The sequence below is a fragment of the Zoogloea sp. 1C4 genome (assembly GCF_009469605.1).
Lineage (GTDB): Bacteria > Pseudomonadota > Gammaproteobacteria > Burkholderiales > Rhodocyclaceae > Zoogloea > Zoogloea oryzae.
Genome location: NZ_SSXU01000003.1, coordinates 309,320 through 335,478 on the forward strand (window position 1 = coordinate 309,320; position 26,159 = coordinate 335,478).

Genomic DNA, 26,159 nt, shown 5'->3' on the forward strand with positions numbered 1-26,159 from the left:
AACTCCCTGTAAGCTGCGTTGTTTGAATCAGTGATCGTCGTCCCAGCCGGTGACCATCGCCCGGAAGTGGGCCATTGGCGTGTGGCCGGTGGTGCCGAGGTAGATGTGCCCGATCAGGAAGGCCAGCATCAGGAAGGCGCCCACCGTGTGCACGGTGGCGATCGTCCCGAGGTCGACGCGGAAACCTGCGGCACCCAGCTCGTTGTAGAAGAGATAGGCCAGCCCCGAGAGCCAGATCAGCGGCGTCACCACCACGGTCACGCCCAGGTAGGTCTGGGCCTGCATCGGGTTGTGCTTGCGCTCGCGGGTCGGCTTGAAGGGGTGAGGCTCGCCCTTGAAGATCCCCACCGCATAGAAGCGGACGATCTTGTCGATGTTCTTCATCGTGGGGATGTATTGCCGCCACTCGCCGGTGGTGAGGTGCCAGAACATGGCAAACACCCACAGCCCGATGAAGGCCCACACGGCGGTGGTGTGCACCCGGTGGGCCTGCTCGAAACCGAGCAGGTGATAGCTGCCGTGGATCTCGAAGCCGGTGATCAGCATGCCGATGATGAGCACCGCCTGAATCCAGTGCCACAGGCGTTCGAAGCGGGTAAAGATATAGACGCGTCCCATGATCCCGTCTCCCGGTCAGTGCTTGCGATTGACGAAGCGGATGAGGCCATGCACCAGCACGCCGGCAAGGAGCGCCGCCGCAGCCAGCCAACCCACCGTATCGACGATGCGGTTGCCACCCCGGCCGGGGATGTAGATGCCCTCGATCTTGTCGAGGCGCCCACCGCGGGCGTGACATTCGGTGCAGGCCAGGGCCTTCTCCTTGGGGGCGACCATGTGGGTGATCGGCCACATCGCCACCGTCTCGATGAAATCCACCTTGCCCGAGTAGGGCTTGCCCACCGTGGCCATGCCCGCGGTGATGGCCTTCTGCCAGTCCATGTTCTTCCAGTAGGCGGTGTCGTCCTCGCCGGCCAGATGGGCCACCACGAGGGAGCGATTGACCGGATCGAAAGGCTGCTTTCCGCGGAACACCTTGACCGGCCATATCATCGACTTGCCATCGTCCGGCCCGCCTTCAAAGGTGTTGATGGCGATCGGCTGGCGGCTCTTGTCGATGTCGTCACCGAGCAGGGTGTATTTCACCGAGCCGTTGAACCACATGTACTCGGGGCGGACGTTCTCTTCGAGCACGAAATCGCCCTTGATGCCGTTGTAGGTGATGTGGCCGTCGTCGTTGGTGATGACCAGCGGCTTGCCCTTGGCGTCGCGCTTGCCGGCGGTGGACCAGTCCCAGGACATCTTGGTGGGCATGTCGCCCCGCGCGAAGGCAGGGATGTGACAGGTCTGGCAGGCCACCTTGTCGGTGTGGTCGTTGAGCTTGGCCATGCCGTGGGGCGCCTGGCCGTGGCAGGCCTGGCAGGTGGCCGGGTTGCTGCTGTCGGCCTTGCCGCGCATGTGGGCGCCGCCCTTGTCCATGGCGGTGGGCGCATAGCGGCTGCCGGGCACCTGGTGGCCGTCGGTCTTGTGGCAGGTGGCGCAGGTGAAGTTGTTGCCCTCGGCGTCCATGTGCACATCGAGCGCCTTGTCGGGCTGTTCGAGGGAGCTGTCCAGATCGCCGTGCTTCACGGCGTCGCCGCCGCCGCCATAAAAATGGCACGCGCCGCAGGTTTCACGACGGGTCTTGCCGACCTTCTGGGCGATGGCCTGCAGATCGATGCCGCGGATGATCTTGCCTGAGCCAGGGGGAAACTCGGTGTCCTTGGTCACCGGGTTGCCGGCAAAGCCGGAGGGCTTCTTGTATTTGCCGGTGGCGTCGTGGCACACCAGACAATCGACGTTCTCCTGGGAGGCGAAGTCGAACTTGCTGCCGTCCTCCATCCCGTAGCCGATGTGGCAACTGGCACAGGCCTTGTAGTTGGACGAGACCGAGGTGCAGAAATTGTTGATCACATGCCGCTTGCCGAGCGTCTGCCCGGTGCCGGGATTCACGTATTCCCACTTCCAGTGCTGGGTCTGGTGAACCTGCTTGGCGGCTTCCGTGTGACACGTCAGGCAGGCCTTGGTGACTTCCGGGCCAGACTGGAACGGTCGCTGGAGTTCCTTGAACTTGCTGTGATCCGCCGTGGACTTGAGCAGCGCCGCAGTGGCCGCCCCCGCCTTCTGATCGGCCGCCGCATGGGCAGTCCCTCCCATCAGCGTAGCCATCGACAGCGCGAATAAAAGTTGCTTGAGCACTTGCATACGCCCCCCTCTTGCGAATCAACCGACTGAAGTGGTGCACGGCAAAACAGCACAAGCTAAATCTAAGAACTTTCTAATATTCGAATATTGATATTCATCAATACCCACGATGAGATCACGGTTAAAACACACGTTGCTGGCAACGATGTTGCGGCGCCTTGCTGCCGGGCCGGTTTTTGCCGCGACCAGACATCCCGGAGCGTGGTGGATTTCACCGAAGCAAAAGCGCTCCCCCCGAACGACAAAAGGCCGCGCACCGGGCGCGGCCTTTCATCTGCCGGAAAGACTGAAAAGGGTCAGTGGGCCAGAAAATCCACCACCATCCGGTTGAACTTGTCCGCGTGCTCCCACTGGGCCCAGTGCCCACAACGATTGAAGATGTGCAGCTCGGCGTTGGGCATGCCCCACAGCAGGCGCAGGCCCACGTCCATCGGCACGAAGCGGTCGTCGCGGCCCCAGATGACCAGCGTCGGGGCGCTGATCTCGCCCAGGCGCGGGCCGTAGTCGGGGAACTGCTTGGGGTTGGCGGCCAGGCTCTTCACAAAGTTTTCCAGGTGATCCTTGCGGGCCATCATGTTGTCGAGGCGGGCCTGGTACAGCGCGTCGGTGAGGCTGCTGGTGTCGAAGACGAACACCGCCATCATCTTCTTGAGGTTCTCGATGGTCGGGTCGCGGTACAGGCCCTGCAGCAGCTTGATGCCTTCGGTGGGCATGGGCACGAACTGGCTGGGGCCGCCGGTGCCACCGCCCATCAGCACGAGCTTGCCGACGCGGCCGGGGTTGAACAACGCGAAGGCCACCGCACTGTGGCCGCCCATGGAGTTGCCGATGATGTGCACCTTGTCGAGGCCCAGCGCATCGAGCAGGCCCTTGAGGCAGCGGGCGTTGAGCTCGGAGCGGGAGCCGGTGCACACGATCGGGTCGCTCTTGCTCCAGCCCGGGCAGTCCATCAGGATCACCCGGTAGCCGGCATTCACGAGGGGCTCGATGTTGCGGTTGAAGTTGGCCCAGCCGCTGGCGCCGGGGCCGGAGCCGTGGAGCATCACCACCGTCTCGGCGCCGCTGCCGCAGTCGTTGTAGTGCAGTTGCAGGTCGAGCTCGCCCTCGGTGATGCGGACGAACTTGCTGGTTTCGGCTTCGGTCAGGGCGGGGGTGGGCGCGGCGGTCGTCATCCTGTTTCCTTTCGGCGTGACGCAGGCCGGCGGCGGGGCCGGTCGCGACTTATTGTTGTGGGGTCGGGGGCCGGCGCGGCGCGATGGACACGGCACGCGGCCCGGCCGGGCAGTACAGCACAGGCGGGCGTGCCGATGCATCCCGGGCGGGCGGAATGTCCACTGCTTGCACAGCCGAAGGCGGTCAGCCCTCGTCGGGCAGCATCTCGTAGAAGTTCTTGCCGATGGTGTCGATGTGGCGCACGCCGAGCTCGTCGGCGATTTCCTGGCACATCTCGAAGGCCAGCACCAGCTGGGCGCGGGAGGTGGCGTTGCGCAGGTGGTCGCGCACCGGCTGGTCGCCGTGGCGCAGGCTCTGCTCCATGGCGTTGAGGAGGTACAGCCTCGCCAAGGCGAGGGATCGCCGCTGACGCGGTGCTTTGGCCGGTTGATCCGGCACGGGTGCAGGCGCCGGCCGGCTGCGGGCATCCACCTGCGCCGAGGCGCGGCTCGCCACCGCCGCCACCGGCCGCGGGCCGCCGACACGGATCACGAAGCCTTCGTCGTGGAGCGTTTCAAGCGCCTGGCGCACGTCGCCCAGGCCGGCGGCGGCGTCGATCAGCTCGGCCACGCTGCGCCGGCCGTCCACGAGAATCAGCATCGTCCGAAGGCGCGGCGGAACCCGTCTAGTGCGGGTTGCGATCTCCTCCACCCCGGCCACGGTCTTGGCCAGAATCCAGTCGTTTCCCATTGCGCGCCCTCGTGCTGCCATCTGATACGGGGCGCGAGTATATGAAATGAAAACTTCAGTTACGTGACACCCGCCGATGACGGAAGCTCGCTGGCGCGTGGGCGAACACCACCGAGAAGACGAGGATCAGCCAGAACAACGCGGGGCGGGCCGCTTCATCCACGACGAAGATGCCGATCAGCACGAACTTGACCAGCAGCGAGAGCCCGGCAAATTCCTTGAGCCACAGGGCGTTGGACCACGCATCGAGCGCCGCCATCGCCACACCCGAGGCCACCATCAGGATCAGGAAGCCATCCGCCACGCCCTGCCCGCCCGCCAGCAAGCCGGCCCCCACGCCCACCACGCCGGCCAGGTGCGCAGCGCGCAGCACCACGACCAGCCAGCGCCGGCCGGGAAAATCGCGGTAGGTGGATGAAGGGCTGGCGCTCATGGCGTTACAGATCGGCGCGGGGCTCCCAGGCGTAACCGCGCCGGGTGAGTTCGTCGGTGATGCGGGCCATCGCGGCCTCCACGCTGGCCACCGGGCCCTTCATGCCCAGCTCGATGTGGCGCGGCACACCGTCGCCGCCCACGCTGGGCAGGCTGAACAGGGTGGCATCGGGAAAGTCCGCGGTGATGGCTTCCATCAGGTCGATGAGCTTGCCCTCCAGCGCCTCCCAGGCGATCACCGAGCGCTCGACGTAATCCACCTTGTGGTGCAGGTGCGCGAGGCGCTGATCCAGCACCCATTCGACCATCGGCCACGCCATCACCGGAAAGCCGGGCACGAAGTAATGGTTGGCGATGGAGAAGCCGGGGATGCGGTTGTAGGGGTTGGGGATGATCTCGGCGCCCAGCGGATACACGCCCATCTGCAGGCGCTGGGGCGTGGTCTCGTCACCAAAGCGGGCGCGGATCTCGGCTTCGGCCTCGGGGTGCAGGGCCAGGGGCAGGCCCAGGGCCTCGGCTGCGGCCTGGCGGGTGTGGTCGTCGGGGGTGGCGCCGATGCCTCCGAAGCTGAACACGATGTCGCCGCTGGCGAAGCTCTCCTTCAGCGTCTGCACCAGCCGCGGGCGCTCGTCGCCCACATGGCGCGATGACGCCAGCCGCAGGCCGCGGGCCTTGAGCAGCTCGACCACCTTGCCAAAGTGCTTGTCCTCTCGACGACCGGAGAGGATCTCGTCGCCGATGATGATTGCGCCGAAAGCCGGCGTGGAATCCGCAGCCATGTTCAGTTCACCTCGATGATGTTTTCGCGGCTGCGCGCCACGCGCAGGGCCGACAGCAGGTAATGCACGAAGGCCAGCCCGGAAAGCGCCGGCGCAAACAGGTTGATGAGCGGCAGGTGCGCCATCGCCGCGCCCACCAGCCCCACGCCGAACAGCCCGCTGGAGTGCTGGGCCGGCAGGGCTTTCATCTCGTGGGTGTCGGCGTGGGCCATCAGCGCGTCGTAGCGGAAGGCGCGCTGGTTGAGCCAGGCGGTGAGGATCAGCGAAATCAGCAGCCCGGCGCCGGGGATCAGCCACAGGGGCAGGCTCAGCACCAGCAGCACCAGAAACTGGATCACCGAGGTGAGCGCGTTCCAGACGCTGCCGATCTGGCTGCCGCCGCTGCGGCGGGCGATATCGGCGTAATCGCTGGCGGCGACACGCTCCAGCATCAGCGGCAGCGCCACCGCCGCCACCAGGAAGGCCGCGGTCACATAGATCATCGGCAGCGCCAGCACCACCAGTCCGATTTTGAACATCAGCAGCGCCACCATCAGCGCGCCCTCGGACGAGGCCAGCCAGTCGCCCACCAGCGGCATCCCGGTGATGAGGCTGCTGCCCAACGCCACCAGCGAACCCCAGCTCGTCACCAGGAGGCCCGTCCAGATGATGCTGGCGGCCAGCGTCGGCCACATCAGGTGCCACAGGATGCCCGGCCGGCCCAGGCTGCGGGCGGCGGAGAAGTAGGACAAGAGGATCGTCTTCATCGTTTGGACATGGATGTCAGGTCAATCGGACTGTGCAGGTATTCTTGTAGGTCGGACTTCAGTCTGACAACGAGGCTTGATCCAGGCGGAGGTGTCGGACTGAAGTTCGACCTACAGGAGCGTAGCCCGACAGCATCGTGGCCGGCCGCGCCGCATGGCCGAATCTTGATCCGGCACGACAAGCACCGCAAAACCGGAAGCCCCCGCATTTTCCCCGATCAGCGGCCCGCGGTCACCCCGCAGGTGCGCAGGCCCTTGGACACTGCGTTGGCGGTGAGGGCGCGGCGTTCCGGCGTGGCTAGCTCGATCGCCTCGGCCGGATGCACGATCACCCCGGCCTCCAGCAGCACCGCGGGCACCGTGGAGGTCTTCAGCACCACCAGGTTGTCGTAGTAATACACGCCGTTGGTTTCGTCGGCCCACGGGCGGCCGATGCCGGCGGCCTCGGCGTGATGGGGCGTGGGCTTGAGGCCCGCCGCCCGCAGCGCGGCGCCGATGCTGCTCGCGCAGGCCAGGCTTTCGGCCAACCGCGGGTTCTTGCGTGACACGAACAGCGAGAAGCCCCGGGCGTATTCGGAATAGCGCTGCTCCTTGCCGTCCACCAGCCACGTCTGCTGGTACTCGGCCTTCACCGAATCGTGATGCACCGACAGGAAGAACTGCCCGCCCGCCGCCTCGGCCTGGGGCGCGCGGGCGTAGAGATCGGCCATCTCGCCCTTGTAACCGATCAGCCGCACCGGCACGCCATCGGCTTCCAGCCGGGTGGCGATCACCGCCGCAAGGTTCTGGTTGTATTCAAACTCGGTCACCCCGTAGGCGCTGGTGGCGCCGGGCTTCTCGAGGAAGTGGCCGACATCCACCGCCACCGGGCCCGCCGCAACAGCCGCGCAGCCCGCCAGCGCGAGGCAGACCGCCAGCACGCTTTCACACATCCTGTTCATCAACGCACTCCACTGAAACTCAATTCGCCGTGGGGCGAGTAGTCGAGACGCTGGGGCGTCCGGGTCGGGTCCACCACCAGCGCGGTATCGCCACCATCGGCGAGTACGCGATCCCCGACCTGGCTCACGCGCACCGTCACCGCCGGAATGCGCGGGTAGTCGGACGTGAGCCGCACCGTGTAACGGTCGACGAACTCGACGGTCACCGACACCCCATTGCGGGAGCCGCCCTTCGAATCCGCCACCACCGCACCGCGATACACGCCAGCGATACGCGCCGCCGACCACTCGCCCTCGCCCGCCGACGCACTTTGCGGCGCCGGCACCGGGGCCACGGGCGGCACGGCCCGCTGGGACACGCCCCAGAACACCCCGCCCGCCAGCACCACCGCCAGCGCGGCCAGCAGCGGCAGCCGCCGGTTGCCAGCCGGTGCCGGCAGCGTGGGCGGCGCCACCGGCGCACGGGGCGCTTCGCCCAGCAGTGGCTCCACCGCCTCGCACAGCGACGCAAAGCCCGGATGATCCACTGCCCCGCGCCAGTCGGTCAGATCGGCCGTCTGCTTGCGGCGGAACTCCAGCGGCAGCTTGACCGGCACGATCATCGCCGGCACCAGCACGCCCCGCTCGGCGCCCACCGCAGCCTCGTTCTTCACCCATTCCGAGGCCGCCGAATCCGGCGACCACAGCACCACCACGCATTTCGCCGCCTCCAGCGCCTGCTCGATGGCCGCATCGAAAGCCTGACCCGGCACGATCCGCCGATCCCACCACACCGACCAGCCCCGCGCCTCGAAGGCCGAGGCAAACTGCCCGGCGCGCGCCCGGTCTTCGCTGGCGTAGCTGATGAAGATGTCGGTCATGCCTGCTCCGCGTGGTGGGTGTCAGTCGTTGGCATCGTGCACCTGCCGCAGCGCGTAACCCCGCGCGGCGAGGATTTCCAGCAGCCCGCCCTTGCCGCCGATGTGCCCCGCGCCCACCGCGATGAAGGGCCGGCGGCCGGGCTTGAGGCCGCGCTCGATGGCCTCGGCCATCTCCACGTTGCGCGCATCGAGCAGCGCCTCGAGCAGCGGCGCGGCGTCGGGCCCGCCGGATTCCTCGCGCAGGATGCGGTCGATCTCGGCCACGTCGCCGGTACGCCACGCGCGCAGCATCGAAGCAAAGTATTCCGGCGCGGCATCGTCCTCGATCAGCGAGACGACCTCGGTCAGGTAGGCCACCTGGGCCTTGTCGCCGCCGGCCGAGAGCGCCGCCACCTGTTGCTCGACCCGCTCCAGCGGCCAGAGTTCGATGCCCCGGGCGCGGGCGTCGCGGGCCAGCGAGAGATCGATCCCCTGCCCTGCCCCGTAGCCGGCCCGCTCCGCCGCCTTGAGGGTGAGGAGCGTGCTCACCATCCACGGCTGCATGCCCTGGAGCACCGCCTGGGGCAGGCCCAGCCGATCCATCGCCAACGCCACGCGGGGCCGCAGCGCGGGCGGCAGGATGTCGTCGAGCCGCTCGCCGGCCGGCAGCCGCGCCGCCTGCATCAGCAGCCGGGTGAGGCCCGGGTCTTCCGGATCGAGCTCCAGCGCCAGGCTGTCGGCGCCGGCAAAGGCCGCGCGCACATCCGCCGGCAGCGGAAAGCAGGTCGCGTCGCACACGTGGATCGTGCCGTAGAGCCAGGCGCGAAGCGTGCCCTCGCCGTCGCGCAGCTCCCACAGGAACAGCGGCCCCTTCGCCGCCGCCAGCCCCGCCCACAGCAGCAGGGCGCCCGCCAGCAGCGCCCGCCCGATCCGACTCCAGCCCGATGCGTTCAACCGAATTTCTCCACCCGCTACAATGCACGATTGCCAAGGCCCGAATCATGCCCGAAACCACGCCGCTTCCGCCCGCCATCCTGTTACTCGGCCCCACCGCCAGCGGCAAGACCGCCTGCGCCCTGGCCCTCGCGCGGCGCCTGCCGGTCGAGATCATCAGCGTCGATTCGGCCCTCGTGTATCGCGACATGGACATCGGCACCGCCAAGCCCAGCGCCGACGAGCAGGCCGCCTGCCCGCACCATCTGATCGACATCGTGAGCCCTGAAGAGGCGTACTCCGCCGCCCGCTTCTGCGAGGACGCGCGCCGTCTGATGGGCGAGATCACCGCCCGCGGCAAGGTGCCGCTGCTGGTGGGCGGCACGATGCTCTATTACAAGGCCCTGCGCGAAGGGCTCTCCGAACTCCCCGAAGCCGACCCGCAGCTGCGCAAGGACATCGAGGACGCCGCCGCCCGCGACGGCTGGCCGGCGCTGCACGCCCAGCTCGCTGCCCTCGACCCGGACGCCGCCGCCCGCCTCAAGCCCAACGACGCCCAGCGCATCCAGCGCGCGCTGGAGATCGTCCGCCTCACCGGCCGCCCGCTGGCCGACAGCTACGCCAGGCGCGACGACGCCGAAGAGACCCACCGTTTCATCCCCATCGCCCTGGCCCCCAGCGACCGGGCCGTGCTCCACGCCCGCATCGAACGCCGCTTCGACACCATGCTGCTGGCCGGCTTCGTGGACGAGGTGATCCGCCTGCGCCGCCACTACCAGCTCGACCCCAACCTGCCGTCGATGCGCTGCGTGGGCTACCGCCAGGCCCTGGAATTTCTGGACGGCCAGTGCGACATGCGCAGCTTCCGCGACAAGGGCGTCTTCGCCACCCGCCAGCTCGCCAAGCGCCAACTCACCTGGCAACGCAACTTCCGCGAGAACTGGGGCGATCTGACCGAGGTGGATTGCCTCGCGGCGGATGTGGAAGCGCAGGTGTGGGAGATCGTCGCCCGTGGGCTGGGCTGAATCTCGAGCGCCGGCGCGGTAGGTGGAACCTCAGTCTGACATCGCCAACCGAACGGGAGCGACGTGACCGAATGACATCCAACCGACGGAAACGCGTTGAAGCTCCAGCTTGGACATACGTGCCGGCTGAGCACCCCGTCGACATATAATTCGGGCATTCCCGCACACCCCGGACACGCGATGAAGCGCCTGCTGATCCTCTTCCTCGTCGGGCTCGCCGCGTGGCAAGCCTATGGCAAATACAACAGGCGCGACGTACCCGCCGCGACCATCGAGCCGATCACCGACGCCCGGCCCGCCCGCCAGTCCAGCGAGCGTCCAGCCCCGGAACCCCGCTTCACCTGCGACGGACGCACTCACTGCTCGCAGATGACCTCCTGCGAGGAGGCCACCTGGTTTCTGCGCAATTGCCCGGGGACCAAGATGGATGGCAACAACGACGGCGTGCCCTGCGAAAAACAGTGGTGCCGCTAGCCGCGCACTCATCCCTGTAGGTCGGACTTCAGTCCGACACGTCGGCTCAGATCAACCCGTGCTGTCGGACTGAAGTCCGACCTACAGCCCGACCTGCGACACACATCCTGGATCAGGCCGACACCGACAGCACGCCGCTCGCCGCCGACGTGGTCGAATCGCCACCGTAGGCGCGCATCAGTTCCATCAGCCGATGGGCCAGCATGGCGTCGGTGTGGCTCGAGGAGCTGGTGCTGCCGGTGCTGCCGGTGCTGGTCGAGTTGCCCGAGGTGCTGCTCTGGGTGGATTGCTCGTAGGCCATCGCCTCGGTGGCGCTCACCTTGCCGTCGCCGTTGGTGTCGGCCTTGTCGAAGTTTTCGACGACGCTGGAGATCAGCGACGAGCGCTTGCTGTCGGTGCTGCCGACTTCCTCCAGCTGACTCTGCAGCTCGTCCTGGGTGAAGCCCGCGTCGTCCTGCCCGCCCCCCGGCGGTGGAGGCGGCGGCATTCCGCCGGCGGCGCCCATTCCGCCCATTCCGCCCGCGCCGCCCATGCGGCTGCTGAAGGCCTGGCTGTCCAGCGCCTCGGCGAGCTTCTGCATGCCGGTGGAGAACTCGCTCTCCGTCACCTTGCCGTTGCTGTCGCCATCCAGCGCGCTGAAAAGCTGGCTGCTGGCGTCGTTCGCCTGGGACGACGCGGCGTTGCCGAACACCTGGCTGAACGCCGACTGCAGATCGCTCTGCTCGATGAAGCCCTGCCCTTTCGTATCCAGTCTGGAGAACAGCTTGCTCGCCATCTGGCTCGGGTCGGGGCGCGTCATCGCCATCGCCGACGCGCTGCTGTAACCGCTGATGCTGCTGACCATGATCTTTCCTTTCCTCCGTGTTGCCGGAATCACTCCGGGCGGCCTGCGCCTGCCCCCGGTTCTTAGCAAGATAACGGCCCAATCCCGCCCCCGATTGGTGGCGGATCGGGTTAAGGGAGGTAAAGTTGGGTTAAGACATTGGTCTGTGCGTCACCCCGCAGGCCTTGCCCCGCGCGGAAAACGTCGCCCCGGGCAAAAGCTGCCGGCAGGTATCCGCTGCCGATTGCCGGAACGGCAGGGGTCGGGGGGGGCGGGTGGCGTGAAATCCGGTGGGCATCACGCAAAACGGCAGAAAGTTCCGGCCCGGGGCGGCACCGCAAGGCCACCCCGGGCCGCAAGGCATCAATCCGGCTGGATGCGGCCGCCTTCGATGTACTGGCGCGCGTAGCGCCGCCCCAGGCTGGTGAGGATCTCGTAGCCGATGGTGCCGGCACGTTCAGCGACGGCGTCGACGCCGTTGATGGGGTCGGCAAGATCGACGAAGGCACCCTCGACGATGCGCGCTTCGGGCACGTCGGTGACATCCACGATGATCGTGTCCATCGACACCTTGCCCACCAGCGGCAGCGGGACGTCTTCGTAGCGAGCGAGGCCGCGGTTGCTCAGGCTGCGCAGATAGCCGTCCGCATAGCCCACGGCAACGGTGGCAAGCCGCGACGGGCGGCAGGCCATCCAGCTGTGGCCGTAACCCACCGCGGTGCCCGCATCGACGCGCCGGGTCTGCAGCACCTTGCCCTGCAGGCGGATCACCGGCCGCATGGGGTTGGCCTGCCCGGCCACCGGGGCGACGCCGTACAGCGCGGCGCCCGGGCGGACCAGCCCGAAGTGGTACTCGCCGCCCAGAAAGATCCCCGACGAGTTGGCGAGGCTGCCGCGCATCCCCGGCAGCTGCGCCAGCGCCGCCTCGAAGCGCGCCAGCTGCCGGCGATTGACCGGGTCGTGCTGCGCTTCGGCGCTCACCAGATGGCTCATCACGAACTGCAGGGCCAACCCTTCGAGCAGGGCCGGATGCGCGATCAGGCTGGCGAACTCGTCCTCGCTCAGCCCGAGCCGGGCCATGCCGGTATCCACCTGCAGCACGGCGGGGAGCACGCCGTCCTCCCACTGGGCGAGGGTCTGCCAGGCCTTCACCTGGGGCAGGCTGTTGAGCACCGGCACCAGCCGGCTGCGCACGAAGTCCCGCTCCGAGCCAGGGTGCGGGCCGTGCAGCACGTAGATCATCGCGGTCTGGTCGGGCAGCACGGCACGCAGGTGGATGCCTTCGGTCAGGTGGGCCACGAAGAAGCTGCGGCAACCGGCGCGATACAGCGCCGGAGCCACGCGTTCGGCACCGAGGCCGTAGGCGTCGGCCTTGACGACGGCGGCGCATTCGGCGCCCTCGGCCTGGCGCCGGAGCAGGCGCCAGTTGTCGCACAGGGCATCGAGATCAATGGTCAGCACGGCGCCGGCCCTGGTCACGTTCGAGTCGATCATGCTTGGGTTCTTTCAGGATTCGGATTCGGGTTGGAGCCGGGCTGGCACCGGCGCGCGGGCAGACGCCCCGGTGTCGGCGCAGAAACGGTAGCCGATGCCCAGCAGGGCGAACCACACCGGCGCCACGTAGAGCGCCACGCGGGTGCTGGGGTCGAGGGCCAGGAGCCCGCACACGGCCACCATGAAGGCCACCACGACCCAGTTCATGTACGGCGCGCCGGGCATCCGGAAGGACACCGCCTTGACGGTGCCGGCCGCCACGGCCCGGCGGTAGCCGAGGTGGGCGAGGACGATGATCGTCCAGGTCCACAAGGCGCCGATGAGCGAGATGCTGGTCACCCATACGAAGACCTGCTCGGGCACCAGATAGTTGAGCACCACACCGATGCTCATCACCAGGGTGGACAGGGTGATGGCGTTGGCCGGCAGATGGTGGCGATTCACCCGGCCGAGAGCCTTCGGCGCCTGACGGAACTGGGCCAGCGTGTAGAGCATGCGCCCGGTGCTGAAGATGCCGCTGTTGCACGACGAGGCCGCCGCGGTGATGACCACGAAGTTGATGAGGCCGGCGGCGCCGGGGATGCCGATGCGTTCAAACACGAACACGAAGGGGCTGACACCCGGCCGCAGCTCGCTCCACGGCACCAGCGCCATCATGATGACCAGCGCGCCCACGTAGAAGGCGAGGATCCGCCAGATGATGCTGTTGGTGGCGCTGGGCAGCACGCGCTCGGGGTTCTGGGCCTCGCCGGCCGTCACGCCGATCAGCTCGACGCCCTGGTAGGCGAACATCACGATCTGCAGGGTCATCACCACGCCGAGGATGCCGAAGGGCATGAAACCGCCGTGGCTCCACAGGTTTGAGAAGCTGGCGGTCTTGCCGAGCGGGGTGATGTCGAAACAGATGATCGCCAGGCCGAGGAGGATCATCCCGACGAAGGTGACCACCTTGATCATCGCGAACCAGAACTCCAGCTCGCCGAACAGCGCCACCGAGATCCGGTTGGCCGAATACAGCACCGCAAGCGTGACGAGCGCCGGTATCCACTGGGGCACGTCCGGAAACCAGTAGTTCACGTACACCGCCACCGCGGTGATCTCGGCCATGCCGATCGTCACCCAGGTGAACCAGTACGACCAGCCAGTGGCAAAGCCCGCAAAGGGGCCGATGAACTCCTCCGCGTAGGACGCGAATGAGCCGGCCACCGGGCGGTACAGCAGCAGCTCGCCGAGTGCCCGCATGATGAAGAAGATGATCAGCCCGCCCACCGCGTAACTCAGCAGCAGGCCCGGCCCGGCCACCGAGATCGCGCGCCCGGCCCCGAGGAACAGGCCTACGCCGATCGCGCCGCCGAGGGCGATCATCTGAATGTGCCGATCCTTGAGGCCCCGATGAAGATCGCGCGCCTCGTGGGCGGCCTCCTCGGCCAGACTTGCTTTTACATCTGTCATGACAAGATCCTTTCATTGCCGCCCGGGTGTGAGCGGGCTGTCAATCCGGCATGGGCAGGAGCGCCCGCCACCGGACGGATGATGGGAAAAGCAATCAGGCCAGCCGGGCCACCACTTCGATCTCGACCTTCACATCCCGCGGCAGCCGCGCGACCTCGACGGTGGAACGGGCCGGCGTGTGCGTACCGAAGCGGCGGGCATACACACTGTTGAGGCGGGCGAAATCCTCCAGGTCCTTCACGAAGACCGTGGATTTGACGACCTGGGCGAGGGACGCGCCGGCCGCGGCCAGCACCGCCTCGAGGTTGTCGAAGACCTGCTCGGTCTGGGCCTCGATGTCGGGGCCGGCCAGCTGGCCGTCGGCGGTGAGGGGAATCTGGCCGGAGCTGAACAGCCAGCCGTCGATGAGCACGGCCTGGGCGTAGGGGCCGATGGCTTTGGGCGCGGCGGCGGTGTCGATTATTTTCATGGGGGTCTCCTTTGGTGTGGGGTTGGTGGATAGGTGGGAAAGCCGGGTTCAGGCGTAGCGGGCGACGCTGAGGTCGGCAACGGGGATCTCGGGCTGGCGTCCGCTCACCATGTCGGCCACGACGCGGCCGGTGCCAGCGGCCATCGTCCAGCCCAGGGTGCCGTGGCCGGTGCTGAGGGTGAGGTTGGAGAAGCGGCTCGGGCCGATGATCGGGGTGCCGTCGGGGGTCATCGGACGCAGGCCCGTCCAGAATTCGGCGCGGGAAACGTCGCCGCCGTGGGGGAAGAGATCGGACACCACGAACTCCAGCGTCTCGCGGCGCTTGCCGTCCAGGCTCAGGTCGAAGCCCGACAGCTGCGCCGTGCCGCCCACGCGGATGCGGTCGCCCAGGCGGGTCACCGCCACCTTGTGGGTCTCGTCCATCACCGTGGATTCGGGCGCCATGGCGGCATCGGTGATCGGCACGGTGATCGAGTAGCCCTTGACCGGATAGACCGGGATGTCGATGCCCACCTGCCCGAGGAGCTGGGTGGAATAGCAGCCGAGGGCCAGCACGTAGTGATCGGCGGTGAGCACACCGGCGTCGGTGCGGATGCCGGTGACCCGCGCGCCGTCCTGCTCGATGCCGTGGATCGAAGTGCCGAACCGGAAGCGCACCCCAAGCTTTTCGGCCATGCTGGCCAGCCGGCAGGTGAACAGGTGGCAGTCGCCGGTCTCGTCGCCGGGCAGGCGCAGCGCGCCGACGAACTTGTGCTTCACCGCGGCGAGGGCCGGCTCGTAGGCCAGGTAGCCGTTCCGGTCGAGGAGCTGGAAGGGGACGCCGGATTCCCGCAGGATGTCCACGTCCTTGCCGATGCCGTCCAGCTGCTTCTCGGTGCGGAACAGTTGCAGCGTGCCCTGGGTGCGCTCGTCGTAGGCGATGCCGGTTTCGGCGCGCAACTCCTTCAGGCAGTCGCGGCTGTATTCGGCGACGCGCACCATGCGCGCCTTGTTGATGTTGTACGCCGAGGTGGTGCAGTTCTTCAGCATCGCCACGCACCAGCGCCACATGGACGGGTCCAGCAGCGGCTTGATGACCAGCGGGCTGTGGTGCATCAGCATCCACTTGATGGCCTTGACCGGCACCCCCGGGCCCGCCCACGGGGCGGAATAGCCCGGCGACACCTCGCCGGCGTTGGCGAAGCTGGTCTCCTGGGCCGGGCCGGGCTGGCGGTCCACCACCGTGACTTCGTGGCCGGCCTTGGCCAGGTAGTAGGCGGCGGTGGTGCCGATGACGCCGCTACCGAGGACGAGGACGCGCATGGGATTCTCCTTTTCAATTCGGGTTGTTCATCTGTCTGCAAGACCTATAGCCAGTCTCGTGCCAGATCAAAAAACCGTTTGAAAACAACATTGTGGAGAATCACCCCATCCATCCGGGCTGCGAATTGTATCGATTTCGTTACAACCAACCACCGGCCAGGCGCCACCGGGCACGCGCTTTTCTTTTTATTTCAAGGATTTGAAAAAGCCGTACACTTTTCGTTACACTGTAACGGAATTGATACAAAGGTAAGCTCATGCGGATCGACGTGTTCTTCTCCGACCGGGTCGGGATCGCCCAGGAAGTGCTCGCCGAGCTGGCCCGGCGGAGCTTCAACGTCACCGCGGTCGAGGTGGCCCCGCCCCACATCTTCATCGAGGCGCCGGAGCTGGACGAGCGCAGCTTCAATGCGCTGCGAGAGCACCTGTTCCTGCTGGAAGGCGTGCTCAGCGTCGAGACGGTGGGCATGCTGCCCGGCGCCCAGCGGCGGCTCTACCTGGACGCCCTGCTCGCCTCCCAGCCCGACCCGGTGTTCGCCATCGACGAAGCCGGGCGGGTGGTGATCGCCAACGGCGCGGCCAGCGCCGCCTGCCGGCTGGCCGAAGGCAGCCTGATCGGCACCTCGATCCAGGGCCTGATCGGCAAGCCCGACCTGCTGCGCGATCTGGCGGCGGCCGACTACCACCTGCCGGCGTGCGAGGTGGCGATCAGCGGCGAACCCTTCCTGCTCGAGACCATGCCCCTCCACGAAACCGGCGGGCGCGTGGCCGGCGCGGTGCTCACTCTGCACGCCCCCAGCCGCATGGGCGAGCGCATGAGCGCGCTGCAGAACTACGACGCCGGCGGCTTCGACGCCATCCTCGGCACCTCGCCGGAGATCGAGCAGCTCAAGCAGCGGGCGGCGCGCATGGCGATGGTCGACGCACCGCTGCTCATCACCGGCGAGACCGGCACCGGCAAGGAGCTCCTCGCCCACGCCTGCCACGCCAGCAGCAGCCGCCGCAGCCAGCCCTTCTTCGCCCTCAACTGCGCGGCCCTGCCCGAGAACCTCGCCGAGAGCGAGCTCTTCGGCTACTCCGCCGGCGCCTTCACCGGCGGCCTGCGCGGCGGCAAGCCCGGGCTGCTGGAACTCGCCGACGGTGGCACGGTGTTTCTGGATGAAATCGGCGAGATGTCGCCCTACCTGCAGGCCAAGCTGCTGCGCTTCCTGAACGACGGCAGCTTCCGGCGGGTCGGCGGCGAGCGCGAGGTGCGCATGAACGTGCGCATCATCAGCGCCACCCACCGCTCGCTGGAAGCCATGGCGAGCTCCGGCCATTTTCGCGAGGACCTGCTGTTCCGCCTCAACGTGCTCAACCTGCAGGTGCCGCCGCTGCGGGAGCGGCCCGGCGACATCCTGCCCCTCGCCCACGCCTTCCTCGCCCGCGCCTGCGCCCAGGCCGCCAGGCCGCCCATGCGCCTGTCCCAGAGCGCCTGCGCGGCGATGCTCGACAACCCCTGGGCCGGCAACGTGCGGCAGCTCCAGAACGTGATCTTCCGCGCCGTCACCATGACCGAGCGCAGCATCATCCAGGCCGAAGACCTGGAGCTCGCCCAGGTCACCACCCCCGCCCAGCCCGGCGAGGTGCGCAGCCTCGAACAGGCCGTCGCCGATTTCGAGAAGGAACTGCTGCAGCGGCTCTACAAGGAATTCCCCTCCAGCCGCCGACTGGCAAAGCGCCTCGGCACCTCCCACTCCGCCATCGCTACCCGGCTGCGGCGCTACGGGATCGACTGAGGGCTGGCCGGGCCCGACAACGCGAAGCGTACTCAGCGGCAACAGTTCCGCCACACACGCCGCGGGGCAGAAATTGTCAAATGCATGATTCTGTACCCATAACAAATTTCCTGGGTTACCATCCGCTCCTGTCTTACTGCTGAACAAAACCCCAGGCCGAACAGCACGGCAAATCCACCACGTACAGGAGCGAACCATGCCGCAGAACCTCATCTCCCTCGACATCGGCGCCGACGCCATTGCCGCCGTCGATCAGGCCATCGCCACGCTCGAGAACTTCACCAAACCCTTCCTCACCCTCACCGCCAGTGAGAAGAAGGATCTCTTCAAGATGGGCGACAAATCGGTCACCTTCTGCCAGCAAACCGCCATGGTGCTCGAGCAGAACCAGCAGGCCCTGCCCGAGAGCTTCGACTACCCCGAGATGAAATCCGACCTCGCCGCCTACACCCTCCTCGAGCCCCGCATCCTGCGAATCAAGGAAGTGCTGGCCAAGATGGAAGACACCCAGACCGCCCTTGGCAGCGACGTGATGGTCGCCACCTCCGACGGCTACGCGCTCATGAAGATGTTCGGAAAAGCCGCCGGCCTTGAAGAACTGCAGCAAGCCATGAAAATCCGCCGCCCCGGCCGCCCACGCAAGAACGACACCCCCGCAGACTGATCCCGGCGCATCCAGGCGAAAAGGCGGGGCAACCCGCTTTTTTTGCGCCCGCCCTTGCAAAAACCCGCGCGGACATCAATTTAATTGCTCCGAGCAATTAATTAATCCTTCCATCCATTAAAAAAACCCAAGACTGAACCCATCGCCCTGAGCAAGCGGGATTATTTAATTACTCGGCGTATATTTTTTAATACAAAACGGGAATTTCTTGATACTCGACGGAATTTATCTGGCTTTATCCGAGATTAAAAAATTGCAGGTTTTTCGAAGGGCTTAGCGAATTTCGGATTTTTTATATGCGCAGAAGACACTTAAATTCAAACCATATTGACCCACGGAAGCCGAACAGAAAAAAATAGAAACGCATTAAATATAGATACCTCAATAACAGCAAATTTGAAAACCCTTTCATCATGGTTAGCCGTACCGCTATACATCGAGACTGATCATCACGAAGAAACTGACCAAACACCTCACACGCAAGAGTTTGCCAATAACACAAGCTGGCTGTAAAATGAAAAAAATTATCACTCTATCCTACATAAATAACGCAATACATTTTAAAAAAAGAAGTCAGAAAAATAAAAAACAAACAATTAGCAAAGAACACCATATATTTGTCAATTTTTAAAGAGCCGCTCCCATGGGTAAATTGATCGCAATTCGAGCTCAAAACCTGCGCTCTCTGGAAGACACAGGGTTTATTGAGTTTCGTCCAATTACAGTTCTTGTAGGCCGCAACAGTGCAGGAAAAAGTACATTTGCGCGCATACTCCCTCTACTAAGACAAACAGCGGAGGTCAGAAAAAGGGAACCAGTACTTTGGTGGGGCCGTTTTGTCGACTTTGGCTCTTTTGGGGACTCAATAAGAAGAGACTCGACAGAAAAAGAAATAGAGTTTTCGTTTAAGGTCTTGCTTGACAGCCACACAAGAGAAATCAGCCCCATTACCTGGAGCACAGCCGGTCAACCTCCCGTAACAACAAGAACAGCGGAGGCGAGTTTAATACTTGCTGAGGGCCAAAAGAAGAACGAGGCATTCCTTTCTCGAATATGCATTAAAGAAGAAACCAATAAATACAAAATTTATTTCAGCCAAGACCATAATATTGAAAAAATTGAAGTAAACGAGTATGCATGGACACCCCCAGCAAACACGATTCAAAAAATAAATTTCAACACAATCTTCCCTGAAATAAATTTTTTCAGAACCAGAAAGTTAAAAACACCAGACGGCAAGACTGTCAATATTCAACACAGAGACGACCCACTCACAACCGAGCTAACCAGTTTTTTCTACCAAAGAAAACTGGTTCACTCCAATACGGGTTGGGACGCAATCTGGCATATTTGCCGCCAAATTGACACTAGAACAGCAGACTCCGCGTTAAAATCGATAAAGTCTATCGTTGACGCCCCGCCGTCTTGGTATCGAGCTACTCAAAACATTGAGGCAAAAGACTCTAGGGTAGATGAATTGCGGAACAGAATCTTAGCGAGCAAAGTAATTTCGCTAATTGAACAAATTGATGAGATTGTAACAAACAGTGCATCTAATTGCTCATACATAGAGCCTCTTCGTGCGACCGCGGAGCGCTACTACAGAAAGCAGGGACTAGCTGTCGCAGAAGTTGACTCAAAGGGCGCAAATGTTCCATTTTTTCTAGAAAGTTTAACACCGACAGATCGAGAAAAATTCAATGCGTGGATGCAACGCTACTTAGAAGCAAACGTACAAACATCATCTGATGGCGGACATCTTTCTATTCGAATAAAAGACAAGACCGGGTTAGAAGCAAACCTTGCTGACGTTGGATTTGGCTTCTCTCAAGTACTTCCGGTTGCGCTTCAACTCTGGTCCTCAACGAGACGAATTCGAGGAAAAAGCATTAGAAATACAGCTGAAGCAATTGTTGTCATTGAACAACCAGAACTTCACCTACATCCAGATTATCAGGCCAAAATTGCTGACTTGCTCAAATCAGCGATTGAGGCAGGAGACACAACCACCATAGTAGAAACCCACAGCGCGTCACTGATAAATAGACTTGGGATCCTCATTGCAACCGGGGAATTGGAGCCAAGCGACGTACAAATACTTCGATTTGACAAAACCGAAGGGCAAGCATCGACTTCTGTGAGCAAGTCCGAATTTGATGAAGACGGAGTGCTTCGCAATTGGCCTTTTGGATTTTTCGACGGCCAATAAAAATGCACTTCATTTTAACATCCGCAATTCTGGACATAAAAGACTGGACCATCGAGCAAATCACCGGAATGGAGAGTCTTGCGCGCGCATCATTCCAAGGACATCACTTCGTTTCAGTCGAAAAAGTTGCAATAGCACTATCTCTCGAAAAAAGAACCAATGAATTCAGCCTAGCCTTTCATTCCTTTATTAAGAAGTGCATATCCAACCATGCACTCTCTGGCGAACTGAGAGAAATAAGCACCAAATCACTTTTAGTAGCCCCTTTGAACCACATCCAAAATCTTGCCAACAAAACTCAACACATATCCATAGAAGAATTGTCACATGTCAATCTCGAACCGACGACTATTCTCGCGGAGAACAAGGTTGACGCAGACGCGTATCTTCTAGCCGCAAGGCACTACAAAACCAAGAAAAAAGCGCACAAAATCGATATAGCAGGGACGCCCCGAGGAGGCGGGGGAAACACTATTCAAGTGGAGTTTGAGACGATTGCAAAGTCTAGAAAACAATTATGTCTAGCAATCACCGACGGAGACCATTTGTGGCCCACTCGATCACCATCGCGAGTATCAAAGACATGCGATGAAATAGCGAATAGCCATCCAGACCTCTGCGGGCATTTACGAATACCGGTTCGAGAACTTGAAAACCTAATTCCCATTGAAGCCATCAGAGAAATTAACAAAGGAGTCGAAGACAACGCAATGGAGCTTGCCAAAAAGATTCTAGAGAAAGCCCCAGAGTTACGAATTTGCGCAGACTGGAAGGATGGAACAAAGCTAAGAAAGCTGCACAACTTAGCTGAAAACACCCCCGAACGGGAACCTTTAGAAAAAGCATTAGGGGCAAACAATAGCATCCCCAAGAAATGCATAAGACTTTGCGAAAAATCTGAGGATACACCGTGCACATGCTACGTCGTACCGAACATAGCTGGCGGGTTGGGCCCTAAGTTCGTTCGATGGGCTGAAGCTCAGAGCCCGCACAAAGTCTTAAAGTATTTCAAGTCCGAATGGGAAGAATCATGGTTAAGCGTTGGCGAAGCGGTTTTTCAATGGTGCTGTTCGCCAGCAAAAACGAGGATTTAATTTTTTCTTTCTTGACATTTAAAAAATCGCAGTGATGACTAGCATCGAAGATGCAAAACTTATTGCACGCACATTTTGCTCGCAAGACTAGCAGGTCGAGACGACCGCTACGAAACCCTCGCCCCCCGGATGTTAGAATCCCCCCTCAGCACGACTAAGGTGACCCCGATGGAATTTACTGAACAGCTTCGCGTTGAAGTCCAGCGCTCCGTGGCGGCCTCTCTGGCCGAAGACATCGGCACCGGCGACCTCACCGCCCGACTCATTCCCGCCACCCGCATGGCCCGCGGCCGTGTGATCACCCGCGAGGATGCCGTGCTGTGCGGCACCGCGTGGTTCGACGCCGCCTTCACCGCCCTCGAGCCCGACGCCTCGGTGATCTGGCATGTGCGCGACGGCGAGCGCATCAAGCCAGGCCAGCTGCTGTGCGAGATCGACGCATCCGCCCGCGCCCTCCTCACCGCCGAGCGCACCGCCCTCAACTTCGTGCAGCTGCTCTCCGGCACGGCGACGCTCACCTCCACCTTCGTGCAGGCAGTGGCCGGCACCAAGGCCAAGATCGTCGACACCCGCAAGACCCTGCCCGGCCTGCGTCTGGCGCAGAAGTATGCGGTCAAGGTGGGCGGCGGCACCAATCACCGGATCGGCCTGTACGACGGCATCCTGATCAAGGAAAACCACATCATCGCCGCCGGCAGCATCAAGGCGGTGATCGAACAGGCCCGCTCGTTCGCCCCGTCCAACGTGTTCATCGAGGTGGAAGTGGAGAACCTCGCCCAGCTTGAGGAAGCCCTCGCCGCCGGCGCCAAGATGATCCTCCTCGACAACATGCAGCTGGCCGAAATGCGCCAGGCCGTCGAGATCAACGCCGGCCGCGCCGAGCTCGAAGCCTCCGGCGGCGTCAACCTGGAGCGTGTGCGCGCCATCGCCGAGACCGGCGTCGATCGCATCTCCATCGGCAGCCTGACCAAGGACGTCCGCGCCATCGACCTGTCGCTGCGCCACGTCGAAGAAGAATAATCCGCCCCAACTCCGGGCCCGGCGATCAGCGTCCGGGCCTTTTTCTTTTTTTCCGCCGATCATGAACATCGAATTCGACGGCCCGGTTTCGAGTGCCAACGCCACCCTCATCCGTCAGGTCATCGAGGCGCTGATCCAGCGCATCGTGGCCCGCGACGGGGATCTCGACCTCTCCGCCCTCGACCGCGTCGTTGTGGCCGACGACCTGGCCGCCGCCGAGGCGCGCTTTGGCGTCACGCCCGCCGCCGGCGAGCACCTGTCGCGCATCGTCGATAGCAGCCCGGGCTTTGCGCTGCTGGTGAATGGCATCAAGCTGTGGTCGATCCTCGAAGGCGACAGCGCCGAGATCGCCCGCCTGATCCACCACCTGCACAAGGAATGCTGGCGCCTGCACGATGCGGCCCGCCCGGCCGCAGCGGCCGAAGCCGGCACCCCGCTGGCCCGCGCGCTGGCGCCCATCGTCGCGGTGATGTGGCAGGAATACCGCATCAACCGGCGCACCGCGTGGTCGCTGCCGGCGGATTCCGACCTGCTGCTCAACCACCTGGCGGCGCTCCTCGAAGCCCTGCCCGGCGGCATGCAGGAAGAAATCACCCTGTATTTTGCGGATCAGGATCTGGACGGCCTGTTTGCCAAGAGCACCGGCCGCATCGCCCACCTGATGCAGGCCGTGGCCCACGTGCAGGGCTATCTGGACGGGATGGAACAGCCGCTCAAGGCGGTCAGCGCCGAGATGGCCGAGCGGGTGAGCAAATCCTTCCTGTCGCCGATCTGGATGACCACCGCCCAGCATCTGGCCGCCGGCCACGCCATCGAGCCGGGCGAGCTGGCCGACGCGCCGCTGCGCCGGGACGTGCACGCCGCCTTCGCCACCTTCGGGCTGATGACCCGCGAGAGCGAGGACGGCGACGTGTGGGTGGATGTCGAGCCGCTCACTCCGCCCGACACCCTGCACTAAAGCCTTCGCCAGCCCGCCTCAGCGCGGGTTGCGCTTGGCCCAGTCGATCTGCTCGCGCTTGCCCCAGGCGAGCATGTAGCTCTTGGGCATGTACTTGCCCTCTTCGTAGAGCTTGCGGCGGCTGGGCGACGTGGACGTGGCGTTGTCGATGTGATCGCCGCCGGTGCTCACGTAGAGCACATGGGCGCCGCCGTCCTGGGGAATCTTGCGCAGGTAGGCAAGCCGCGGGCTGATGTCATCGAGCACCGGGTCGTAGAACCAGCTGGCGCCGAACATGCCCAGCAGTTGCGGCATCGTCTCGTAGAGCTCCGCGCAGCAGCGGTAGCACTCGTTCCAGCCTTCCTCGTTGAAATCGTCCAGGTCCGACAGATGGGTGTGGATCTGCACATAGGGCTTGAAGCCGCCCATCTGCATGATCGCCTGACCCTTCTTCACGCTGGCCAGCGCGCCCTCGGTGAACAGGATCGAGCGCGGGATGCCGCAGCGGATGTCCAGCAGCTGCGCCGCAGCGGCAAACAGGCGCAGGGTGATGAGGCCGAAATCCTTGTGGAAGAGATCGCCCTTGATGTTCATCCAGTCGGCGTTGGCCGAGGTGGCGCCAGCGATGCGGCCCATGTGCTTGACGTGGTAATGCACGATGCGCGGCGGCAGCGCGTCGAGCCGGCCGGATTCGAGCAGGTCGGCCGCGCCGTGGGCAAGGGCCGCTCGCAGGAAGGTCTTCGCGCCGTCGGCGCCGTGGGCGGCCTCGACCTGGCGCACCGCCTCGGCGGCGGCATCCGGCACGGTGACGTAATGGACCATTTCGCCCACCTTGCCGTAGTCGGCAATGAAGCGGGCGACCGACACACCTTCGGGCAGCGCACCAAGGCTCGTGAGCGCCTCGTGGGCGTGTTCCCGGGCCTGGGCGACGAAGCGCGTCAAGTCGGCGTTGGGCATGGAACTCCTCCTGATTTCTTGTTGGTTGGCGGCAACCGGCAGCGCAGCCGCGCGGATCGCCCGATCGTCGTTATAGCCGCTCGGCCGGCAAAGCGGCGTGGAAAAATGTCATGGGCGTTCAAAACACCACGCTCGGCGCCACAAAGCGCCGCCGGCGCTCAGTAGTGAGGCGGGATCTCGTCGCGCAGGTCGTGGCTCTCGGCCGACGCGCTGGCCGACTGCATCTGCTGGTAAAGCTGGCGGATCTGGCGCTGCAGGGCGTCGATCTGCTCCTGCTGGCGATGCACCGTCATGTTGAGGGTGTCCACCAGATCTTCTGTGAGGGCGAGCTTGATCTCGATTTCGGTGAGTCTGGATTCCATGGCGTGCACCGATGAAGTTTGCGAAAGGGCGGATTGTTCCAGCCCGCGGCGCGGGCGCCAAGGGCGGCGTAGCCAGACGGTGGCTCAGCGGATCACCATCCGCTCGCCTTCCCGCACCACCGGCATCGCAAAATCAAAGCGATCCACCTGGGCGGCAAGCTCCAGATCGGCCAGCGGCAGGTTGGGCCAGGTGCCGGCCACGAAACGCCGGCCAAAGTCCGACTCGCGCACCCGCCGCGCAAAATCCGCCGGCACCACCGGCTCGCCGCGCAGCAGGGCCTCGATGAAATCGGCACAGGCCACGTCTTCGTCGCCGTCCCGATCCACCCATTCGCCGGTGATCACGAAGCACACCTCGTCGGCCCCCGCCCGGCGGATCGCCTCGGCGGTGGCGCGGGCGCACACCAGACTCGCCGCGTAGAGCTGCCGCGCCTGCCGGAAGCGCTGCAGCCCGCGCACCCCCGCGGCGGTGCTCATCACCACCGGGCGCCCGGCAAGGTCGGCATCGAGCAGTGCCGCGGGCGAGTTGCCGTATTCGAAGCCCGGCGCCGGATCACCCCCTTCGATCCATCCCATTGCACACATCTCCCACCCCTGTACCCTATCGTCCTGAGTGACGAACACAGGGAGCGTGCAGATGAGCTGGGCGAAGCAGGAGTTTGAGACGATCGAGCTGGGTGATGCGCGGCTGAATCAGCGTGCAGTGCTGCTGGCCGAACGACTGGGGCAGAAGCCCGGAGCGAGCATTCCCGGTGCGTGCGAGAACTGGGCCGAAACGGCCGCGGCGTATCGATTCCTGCGCAACGAACAGGTGGGCTGGGAGGAGGTGCTGAGCGCCCACGCCCAGGCCAGCCAGGCGCGGATCCGCGAGCACCCGGTGGTGCTGTGCATCCAGGACACCACCGAACTGGACTACAACGGGCAGGCGATGAGTGGGCTGGGGCCGCTCAGCTTTGAAGCCCAGCGCGGGCTCTACCTGCACCCCACCTACGTCGTCAGCCCCGAGCGCGAGCCGCTGGGCGTCACCAACGCCTGGACCTGGGCGCGGGAGTTCAAGCAGGGCGATGCGCCGCGCGGCGGTGTTCTCGAGAGCGTCCGCTGGGTCGAGAGCTACGAGCGCATCGCCGAACAGGCCCGCGCCCTGCCCGAGACCCGACACGTGTGCATCGGCGACCGGGAGTCGGACATGCTGTCGCTGCTGGTCAAGGCACGCGACCTCGGCTACCCGGCCGATTATCTGGTGCGCTGCCAGCACAACCGGGTGCTCCCCGAGGGCGACAAACTGT

General features: G+C 64.2%; 27 protein-coding genes. 9 read left to right on the forward strand and 18 right to left on the reverse strand.

All coding sequences use genetic code 11. From position 1 onward, the window contains the following. Positions 1–27: 27 nt before the first annotated feature. The 10 genes from GH681_RS05795 to GH681_RS05840 form a co-directional block, all read right to left on the reverse strand. On the reverse strand, positions 28–618 hold the full coding sequence (locus GH681_RS05795; RefSeq protein WP_194271145.1) for a cytochrome b/b6 domain-containing protein: 591 nt from the start codon (positions 616–618) through the stop codon (positions 28–30). A gap of 15 nt (positions 619–633) precedes the next feature. Beyond that, on the reverse strand, positions 634–2,193 hold the full coding sequence (locus GH681_RS05800; protein ID WP_228111789.1) for a tetrathionate reductase family octaheme c-type cytochrome: 1,560 nt from the start codon (positions 2,191–2,193) through the stop codon (positions 634–636). 344 nt (positions 2,194–2,537) lie between these two features. Continuing rightward, positions 2,538–3,413 carry an alpha/beta fold hydrolase gene (locus tag GH681_RS05805; RefSeq protein ID WP_153160471.1) on the reverse strand — a complete coding sequence of 292 codons (876 nt, stop codon included), beginning with the start codon at positions 3,411–3,413 and terminating at the stop codon, positions 2,538–2,540. A 184-nt stretch (positions 3,414–3,597) separates the two neighbouring features. Beyond that, positions 3,598–4,143 carry a hypothetical protein gene (locus GH681_RS05810; RefSeq protein WP_153160472.1) on the reverse strand — a complete coding sequence of 182 codons (546 nt, stop codon included), beginning with the start codon at positions 4,141–4,143 and terminating at the stop codon, positions 3,598–3,600. 55 nt (positions 4,144–4,198) lie between these two features. After that, a complete protein-coding gene (locus GH681_RS05815) occupies positions 4,199–4,576 on the reverse strand; it encodes a hypothetical protein (protein WP_153160473.1) in 378 nt (125 codons plus the stop codon). 4 nt (positions 4,577–4,580) lie between these two features. Next, entirely contained in the window at positions 4,581–5,354 is a 774-nt protein-coding gene (locus tag GH681_RS05820; RefSeq protein WP_153160474.1) for a molybdopterin-binding protein, read from the reverse strand. A gap of 2 nt (positions 5,355–5,356) precedes the next feature. After that, positions 5,357–6,100: an EI24 domain-containing protein gene (locus GH681_RS05825; RefSeq protein ID WP_153160475.1), complete on the reverse strand. Its 744-nt coding sequence runs from the start codon at positions 6,098–6,100 to the stop codon at positions 5,357–5,359. 218 nt (positions 6,101–6,318) lie between these two features. Beyond that, positions 6,319–7,041, reverse strand: coding sequence for an N-acetylmuramoyl-L-alanine amidase (locus tag GH681_RS23330; protein ID WP_194271146.1), 723 nt, complete (start codon positions 7,039–7,041; stop codon positions 6,319–6,321). Next, positions 7,041–7,901 (reverse strand): toll/interleukin-1 receptor domain-containing protein, encoded by an 861-nt coding sequence (locus GH681_RS05835; RefSeq protein ID WP_153160477.1) that lies wholly within the window; start codon positions 7,899–7,901, stop codon positions 7,041–7,043. The genes GH681_RS23330 and GH681_RS05835 overlap by 1 nt, the downstream gene beginning before the upstream one ends. 21 nt (positions 7,902–7,922) lie before the next feature. After that, positions 7,923–8,834: a TraB/GumN family protein gene (locus GH681_RS05840; RefSeq protein ID WP_194271147.1), complete on the reverse strand. Its 912-nt coding sequence runs from the start codon at positions 8,832–8,834 to the stop codon at positions 7,923–7,925. Between the two features lie 47 nt (positions 8,835–8,881). On the opposite strand from GH681_RS05840, the gene miaA reads away from it, so the two are divergent. Together miaA and GH681_RS05850 are read left to right on the forward strand one after the other, a co-directional pair. Continuing rightward, entirely contained in the window at positions 8,882–9,838 is a 957-nt protein-coding gene (gene miaA, locus GH681_RS05845) for a tRNA (adenosine(37)-N6)-dimethylallyltransferase MiaA (protein WP_153160479.1), read from the forward strand. 180 nt (positions 9,839–10,018) lie between these two features. Beyond that, on the forward strand, positions 10,019–10,312 hold the full coding sequence (locus GH681_RS05850) for an excalibur calcium-binding domain-containing protein (RefSeq protein ID WP_153160480.1): 294 nt from the start codon (positions 10,019–10,021) through the stop codon (positions 10,310–10,312). Positions 10,313–10,424: 112 nt separating this feature from the next. Here the strand turns inward: GH681_RS05850 and GH681_RS05855 are convergent, their stop codons facing one another. From GH681_RS05855 to GH681_RS05875, 5 genes are all read right to left on the reverse strand, one after another. Beyond that, positions 10,425–11,156 carry an EF-hand domain-containing protein gene (locus tag GH681_RS05855; RefSeq protein ID WP_228111790.1) on the reverse strand — a complete coding sequence of 244 codons (732 nt, stop codon included), beginning with the start codon at positions 11,154–11,156 and terminating at the stop codon, positions 10,425–10,427. Positions 11,157–11,498: 342 nt separating this feature from the next. Further along, a complete protein-coding gene (gene alr, locus GH681_RS05860) occupies positions 11,499–12,629 on the reverse strand; it encodes an alanine racemase (RefSeq protein ID WP_153160481.1) in 1,131 nt (376 codons plus the stop codon). 12 nt (positions 12,630–12,641) lie between these two features. After that, positions 12,642–14,081 (reverse strand): amino acid permease, encoded by a 1,440-nt coding sequence (locus tag GH681_RS05865; RefSeq protein ID WP_153160482.1) that lies wholly within the window; start codon positions 14,079–14,081, stop codon positions 12,642–12,644. Positions 14,082–14,175: 94 nt separating this feature from the next. Continuing rightward, positions 14,176–14,550 (reverse strand): RidA family protein, encoded by a 375-nt coding sequence (locus tag GH681_RS05870; RefSeq protein ID WP_153160483.1) that lies wholly within the window; start codon positions 14,548–14,550, stop codon positions 14,176–14,178. Between the two features lie 48 nt (positions 14,551–14,598). After that, positions 14,599–15,852 carry a D-amino acid dehydrogenase gene (locus GH681_RS05875; RefSeq protein ID WP_153160484.1) on the reverse strand — a complete coding sequence of 418 codons (1,254 nt, stop codon included), beginning with the start codon at positions 15,850–15,852 and terminating at the stop codon, positions 14,599–14,601. Between the two features lie 257 nt (positions 15,853–16,109). Between GH681_RS05875 and GH681_RS05880 the strand changes: the two genes are divergently transcribed. The 6 genes from GH681_RS05880 to GH681_RS05905 all read left to right on the forward strand — a co-directional run bounded on the left by GH681_RS05880 (position 16,110) and on the right by GH681_RS05905 (position 23,575). Further along, the gene (locus tag GH681_RS05880; protein WP_153160485.1) at positions 16,110–17,630 is read left to right on the forward strand and encodes a sigma-54-dependent transcriptional regulator; all 1,521 of its coding nucleotides are present in this window, start codon (positions 16,110–16,112) and stop codon (positions 17,628–17,630) included. Positions 17,631–17,826: 196 nt separating this feature from the next. Then, the gene (locus GH681_RS05885) at positions 17,827–18,294 is read left to right on the forward strand and encodes a hypothetical protein (protein ID WP_153160486.1); all 468 of its coding nucleotides are present in this window, start codon (positions 17,827–17,829) and stop codon (positions 18,292–18,294) included. 643 nt (positions 18,295–18,937) lie between these two features. Further along, positions 18,938–20,503, forward strand: a complete 1,566-nt coding sequence (locus GH681_RS05890) for a DUF3696 domain-containing protein (protein ID WP_153160487.1) — start codon at positions 18,938–18,940, stop codon at positions 20,501–20,503. 2 nt (positions 20,504–20,505) lie between these two features. Further along, on the forward strand, positions 20,506–21,597 hold the full coding sequence (locus GH681_RS05895; RefSeq protein ID WP_153160488.1) for a hypothetical protein: 1,092 nt from the start codon (positions 20,506–20,508) through the stop codon (positions 21,595–21,597). A 168-nt stretch (positions 21,598–21,765) separates the two neighbouring features. Then, the gene (nadC, locus tag GH681_RS05900) at positions 21,766–22,617 is read left to right on the forward strand and encodes a carboxylating nicotinate-nucleotide diphosphorylase (RefSeq protein ID WP_153160489.1); all 852 of its coding nucleotides are present in this window, start codon (positions 21,766–21,768) and stop codon (positions 22,615–22,617) included. Between the two features lie 61 nt (positions 22,618–22,678). Continuing rightward, on the forward strand, positions 22,679–23,575 hold the full coding sequence (locus GH681_RS05905) for a hypothetical protein (RefSeq protein ID WP_153160490.1): 897 nt from the start codon (positions 22,679–22,681) through the stop codon (positions 23,573–23,575). Positions 23,576–23,593: 18 nt separating this feature from the next. On the opposite strand, the gene GH681_RS05910 is transcribed toward GH681_RS05905, so the two are convergent. The 3 genes from GH681_RS05910 to GH681_RS05920 all read right to left on the reverse strand — a co-directional run bounded on the left by GH681_RS05910 (position 23,594) and on the right by GH681_RS05920 (position 25,449). Beyond that, entirely contained in the window at positions 23,594–24,511 is a 918-nt protein-coding gene (locus tag GH681_RS05910; protein WP_153160491.1) for a hypothetical protein, read from the reverse strand. Positions 24,512–24,669: 158 nt separating this feature from the next. Next, on the reverse strand, positions 24,670–24,873 hold the full coding sequence (locus GH681_RS05915) for a SlyX family protein (RefSeq protein ID WP_153160492.1): 204 nt from the start codon (positions 24,871–24,873) through the stop codon (positions 24,670–24,672). An 84-nt stretch (positions 24,874–24,957) separates the two neighbouring features. Next, positions 24,958–25,449: a 2-phosphosulfolactate phosphatase gene (locus GH681_RS05920; RefSeq protein WP_228111791.1), complete on the reverse strand. Its 492-nt coding sequence runs from the start codon at positions 25,447–25,449 to the stop codon at positions 24,958–24,960. A 61-nt stretch (positions 25,450–25,510) separates the two neighbouring features. Here GH681_RS05920 and GH681_RS05925 point away from each other — a divergent pair. After that, a partial coding sequence (locus GH681_RS05925) for a transposase (RefSeq protein WP_194271148.1) occupies positions 25,511–26,159 on the forward strand: 649 nt, incomplete at its 3' end.

What these genes read in the sequence shown, in the direction of transcription:
- GH681_RS05795 (WP_194271145.1), bottom strand. Translation starts at nt 618, where the DNA reads ATGGGACGCGTCTATATCTTTACCCGCTTCGAACGCCTGTGGCACTGG.
- GH681_RS05800 (WP_228111789.1), bottom strand. Translation starts at nt 2,193, where the DNA reads ATGGGAGGGACTGCCCATGCGGCGGCCGATCAGAAGGCGGGGGCGGCC.
- GH681_RS05805 (WP_153160471.1), bottom strand. Translation starts at nt 3,413, where the DNA reads ATGACGACCGCCGCGCCCACCCCCGCCCTGACCGAAGCCGAAACCAGC.
- GH681_RS05810 (WP_153160472.1), bottom strand. Translation starts at nt 4,143, where the DNA reads ATGGGAAACGACTGGATTCTGGCCAAGACCGTGGCCGGGGTGGAGGAG.
- GH681_RS05815 (WP_153160473.1), bottom strand. Translation starts at nt 4,576, where the DNA reads ATGAGCGCCAGCCCTTCATCCACCTACCGCGATTTTCCCGGCCGGCGC.
- GH681_RS05820 (WP_153160474.1), bottom strand. Translation starts at nt 5,354, where the DNA reads ATGGCTGCGGATTCCACGCCGGCTTTCGGCGCAATCATCATCGGCGAC.
- GH681_RS05825 (WP_153160475.1), bottom strand. Translation starts at nt 6,100, where the DNA reads ATGAAGACGATCCTCTTGTCCTACTTCTCCGCCGCCCGCAGCCTGGGC.
- GH681_RS23330 (WP_194271146.1), bottom strand. Translation starts at nt 7,041, where the DNA reads ATGAACAGGATGTGTGAAAGCGTGCTGGCGGTCTGCCTCGCGCTGGCG.
- GH681_RS05835 (WP_153160477.1), bottom strand. Translation starts at nt 7,901, where the DNA reads ATGACCGACATCTTCATCAGCTACGCCAGCGAAGACCGGGCGCGCGCC.
- miaA (WP_153160479.1), top strand. Translation starts at nt 8,882, where the DNA reads ATGCCCGAAACCACGCCGCTTCCGCCCGCCATCCTGTTACTCGGCCCC.
- GH681_RS05850 (WP_153160480.1), top strand. Translation starts at nt 10,019, where the DNA reads ATGAAGCGCCTGCTGATCCTCTTCCTCGTCGGGCTCGCCGCGTGGCAA.
- GH681_RS05855 (WP_228111790.1), bottom strand. Translation starts at nt 11,156, where the DNA reads ATGGTCAGCAGCATCAGCGGTTACAGCAGCGCGTCGGCGATGGCGATG.
- alr (WP_153160481.1), bottom strand. Translation starts at nt 12,629, where the DNA reads ATGATCGACTCGAACGTGACCAGGGCCGGCGCCGTGCTGACCATTGAT.
- GH681_RS05865 (WP_153160482.1), bottom strand. Translation starts at nt 14,081, where the DNA reads ATGACAGATGTAAAAGCAAGTCTGGCCGAGGAGGCCGCCCACGAGGCG.
- GH681_RS05870 (WP_153160483.1), bottom strand. Translation starts at nt 14,550, where the DNA reads ATGAAAATAATCGACACCGCCGCCGCGCCCAAAGCCATCGGCCCCTAC.
- GH681_RS05875 (WP_153160484.1), bottom strand. Translation starts at nt 15,852, where the DNA reads ATGCGCGTCCTCGTCCTCGGTAGCGGCGTCATCGGCACCACCGCCGCC.
- GH681_RS05880 (WP_153160485.1), top strand. Translation starts at nt 16,110, where the DNA reads ATGCGGATCGACGTGTTCTTCTCCGACCGGGTCGGGATCGCCCAGGAA.
- GH681_RS05885 (WP_153160486.1), top strand. Translation starts at nt 17,827, where the DNA reads ATGCCGCAGAACCTCATCTCCCTCGACATCGGCGCCGACGCCATTGCC.
- GH681_RS05890 (WP_153160487.1), top strand. Translation starts at nt 18,938, where the DNA reads ATGGGTAAATTGATCGCAATTCGAGCTCAAAACCTGCGCTCTCTGGAA.
- GH681_RS05895 (WP_153160488.1), top strand. Translation starts at nt 20,506, where the DNA reads ATGCACTTCATTTTAACATCCGCAATTCTGGACATAAAAGACTGGACC.
- nadC (WP_153160489.1), top strand. Translation starts at nt 21,766, where the DNA reads ATGGAATTTACTGAACAGCTTCGCGTTGAAGTCCAGCGCTCCGTGGCG.
- GH681_RS05905 (WP_153160490.1), top strand. Translation starts at nt 22,679, where the DNA reads ATGAACATCGAATTCGACGGCCCGGTTTCGAGTGCCAACGCCACCCTC.
- GH681_RS05910 (WP_153160491.1), bottom strand. Translation starts at nt 24,511, where the DNA reads ATGCCCAACGCCGACTTGACGCGCTTCGTCGCCCAGGCCCGGGAACAC.
- GH681_RS05915 (WP_153160492.1), bottom strand. Translation starts at nt 24,873, where the DNA reads ATGGAATCCAGACTCACCGAAATCGAGATCAAGCTCGCCCTCACAGAA.
- GH681_RS05920 (WP_228111791.1), bottom strand. Translation starts at nt 25,449, where the DNA reads ATGGGATGGATCGAAGGGGGTGATCCGGCGCCGGGCTTCGAATACGGC.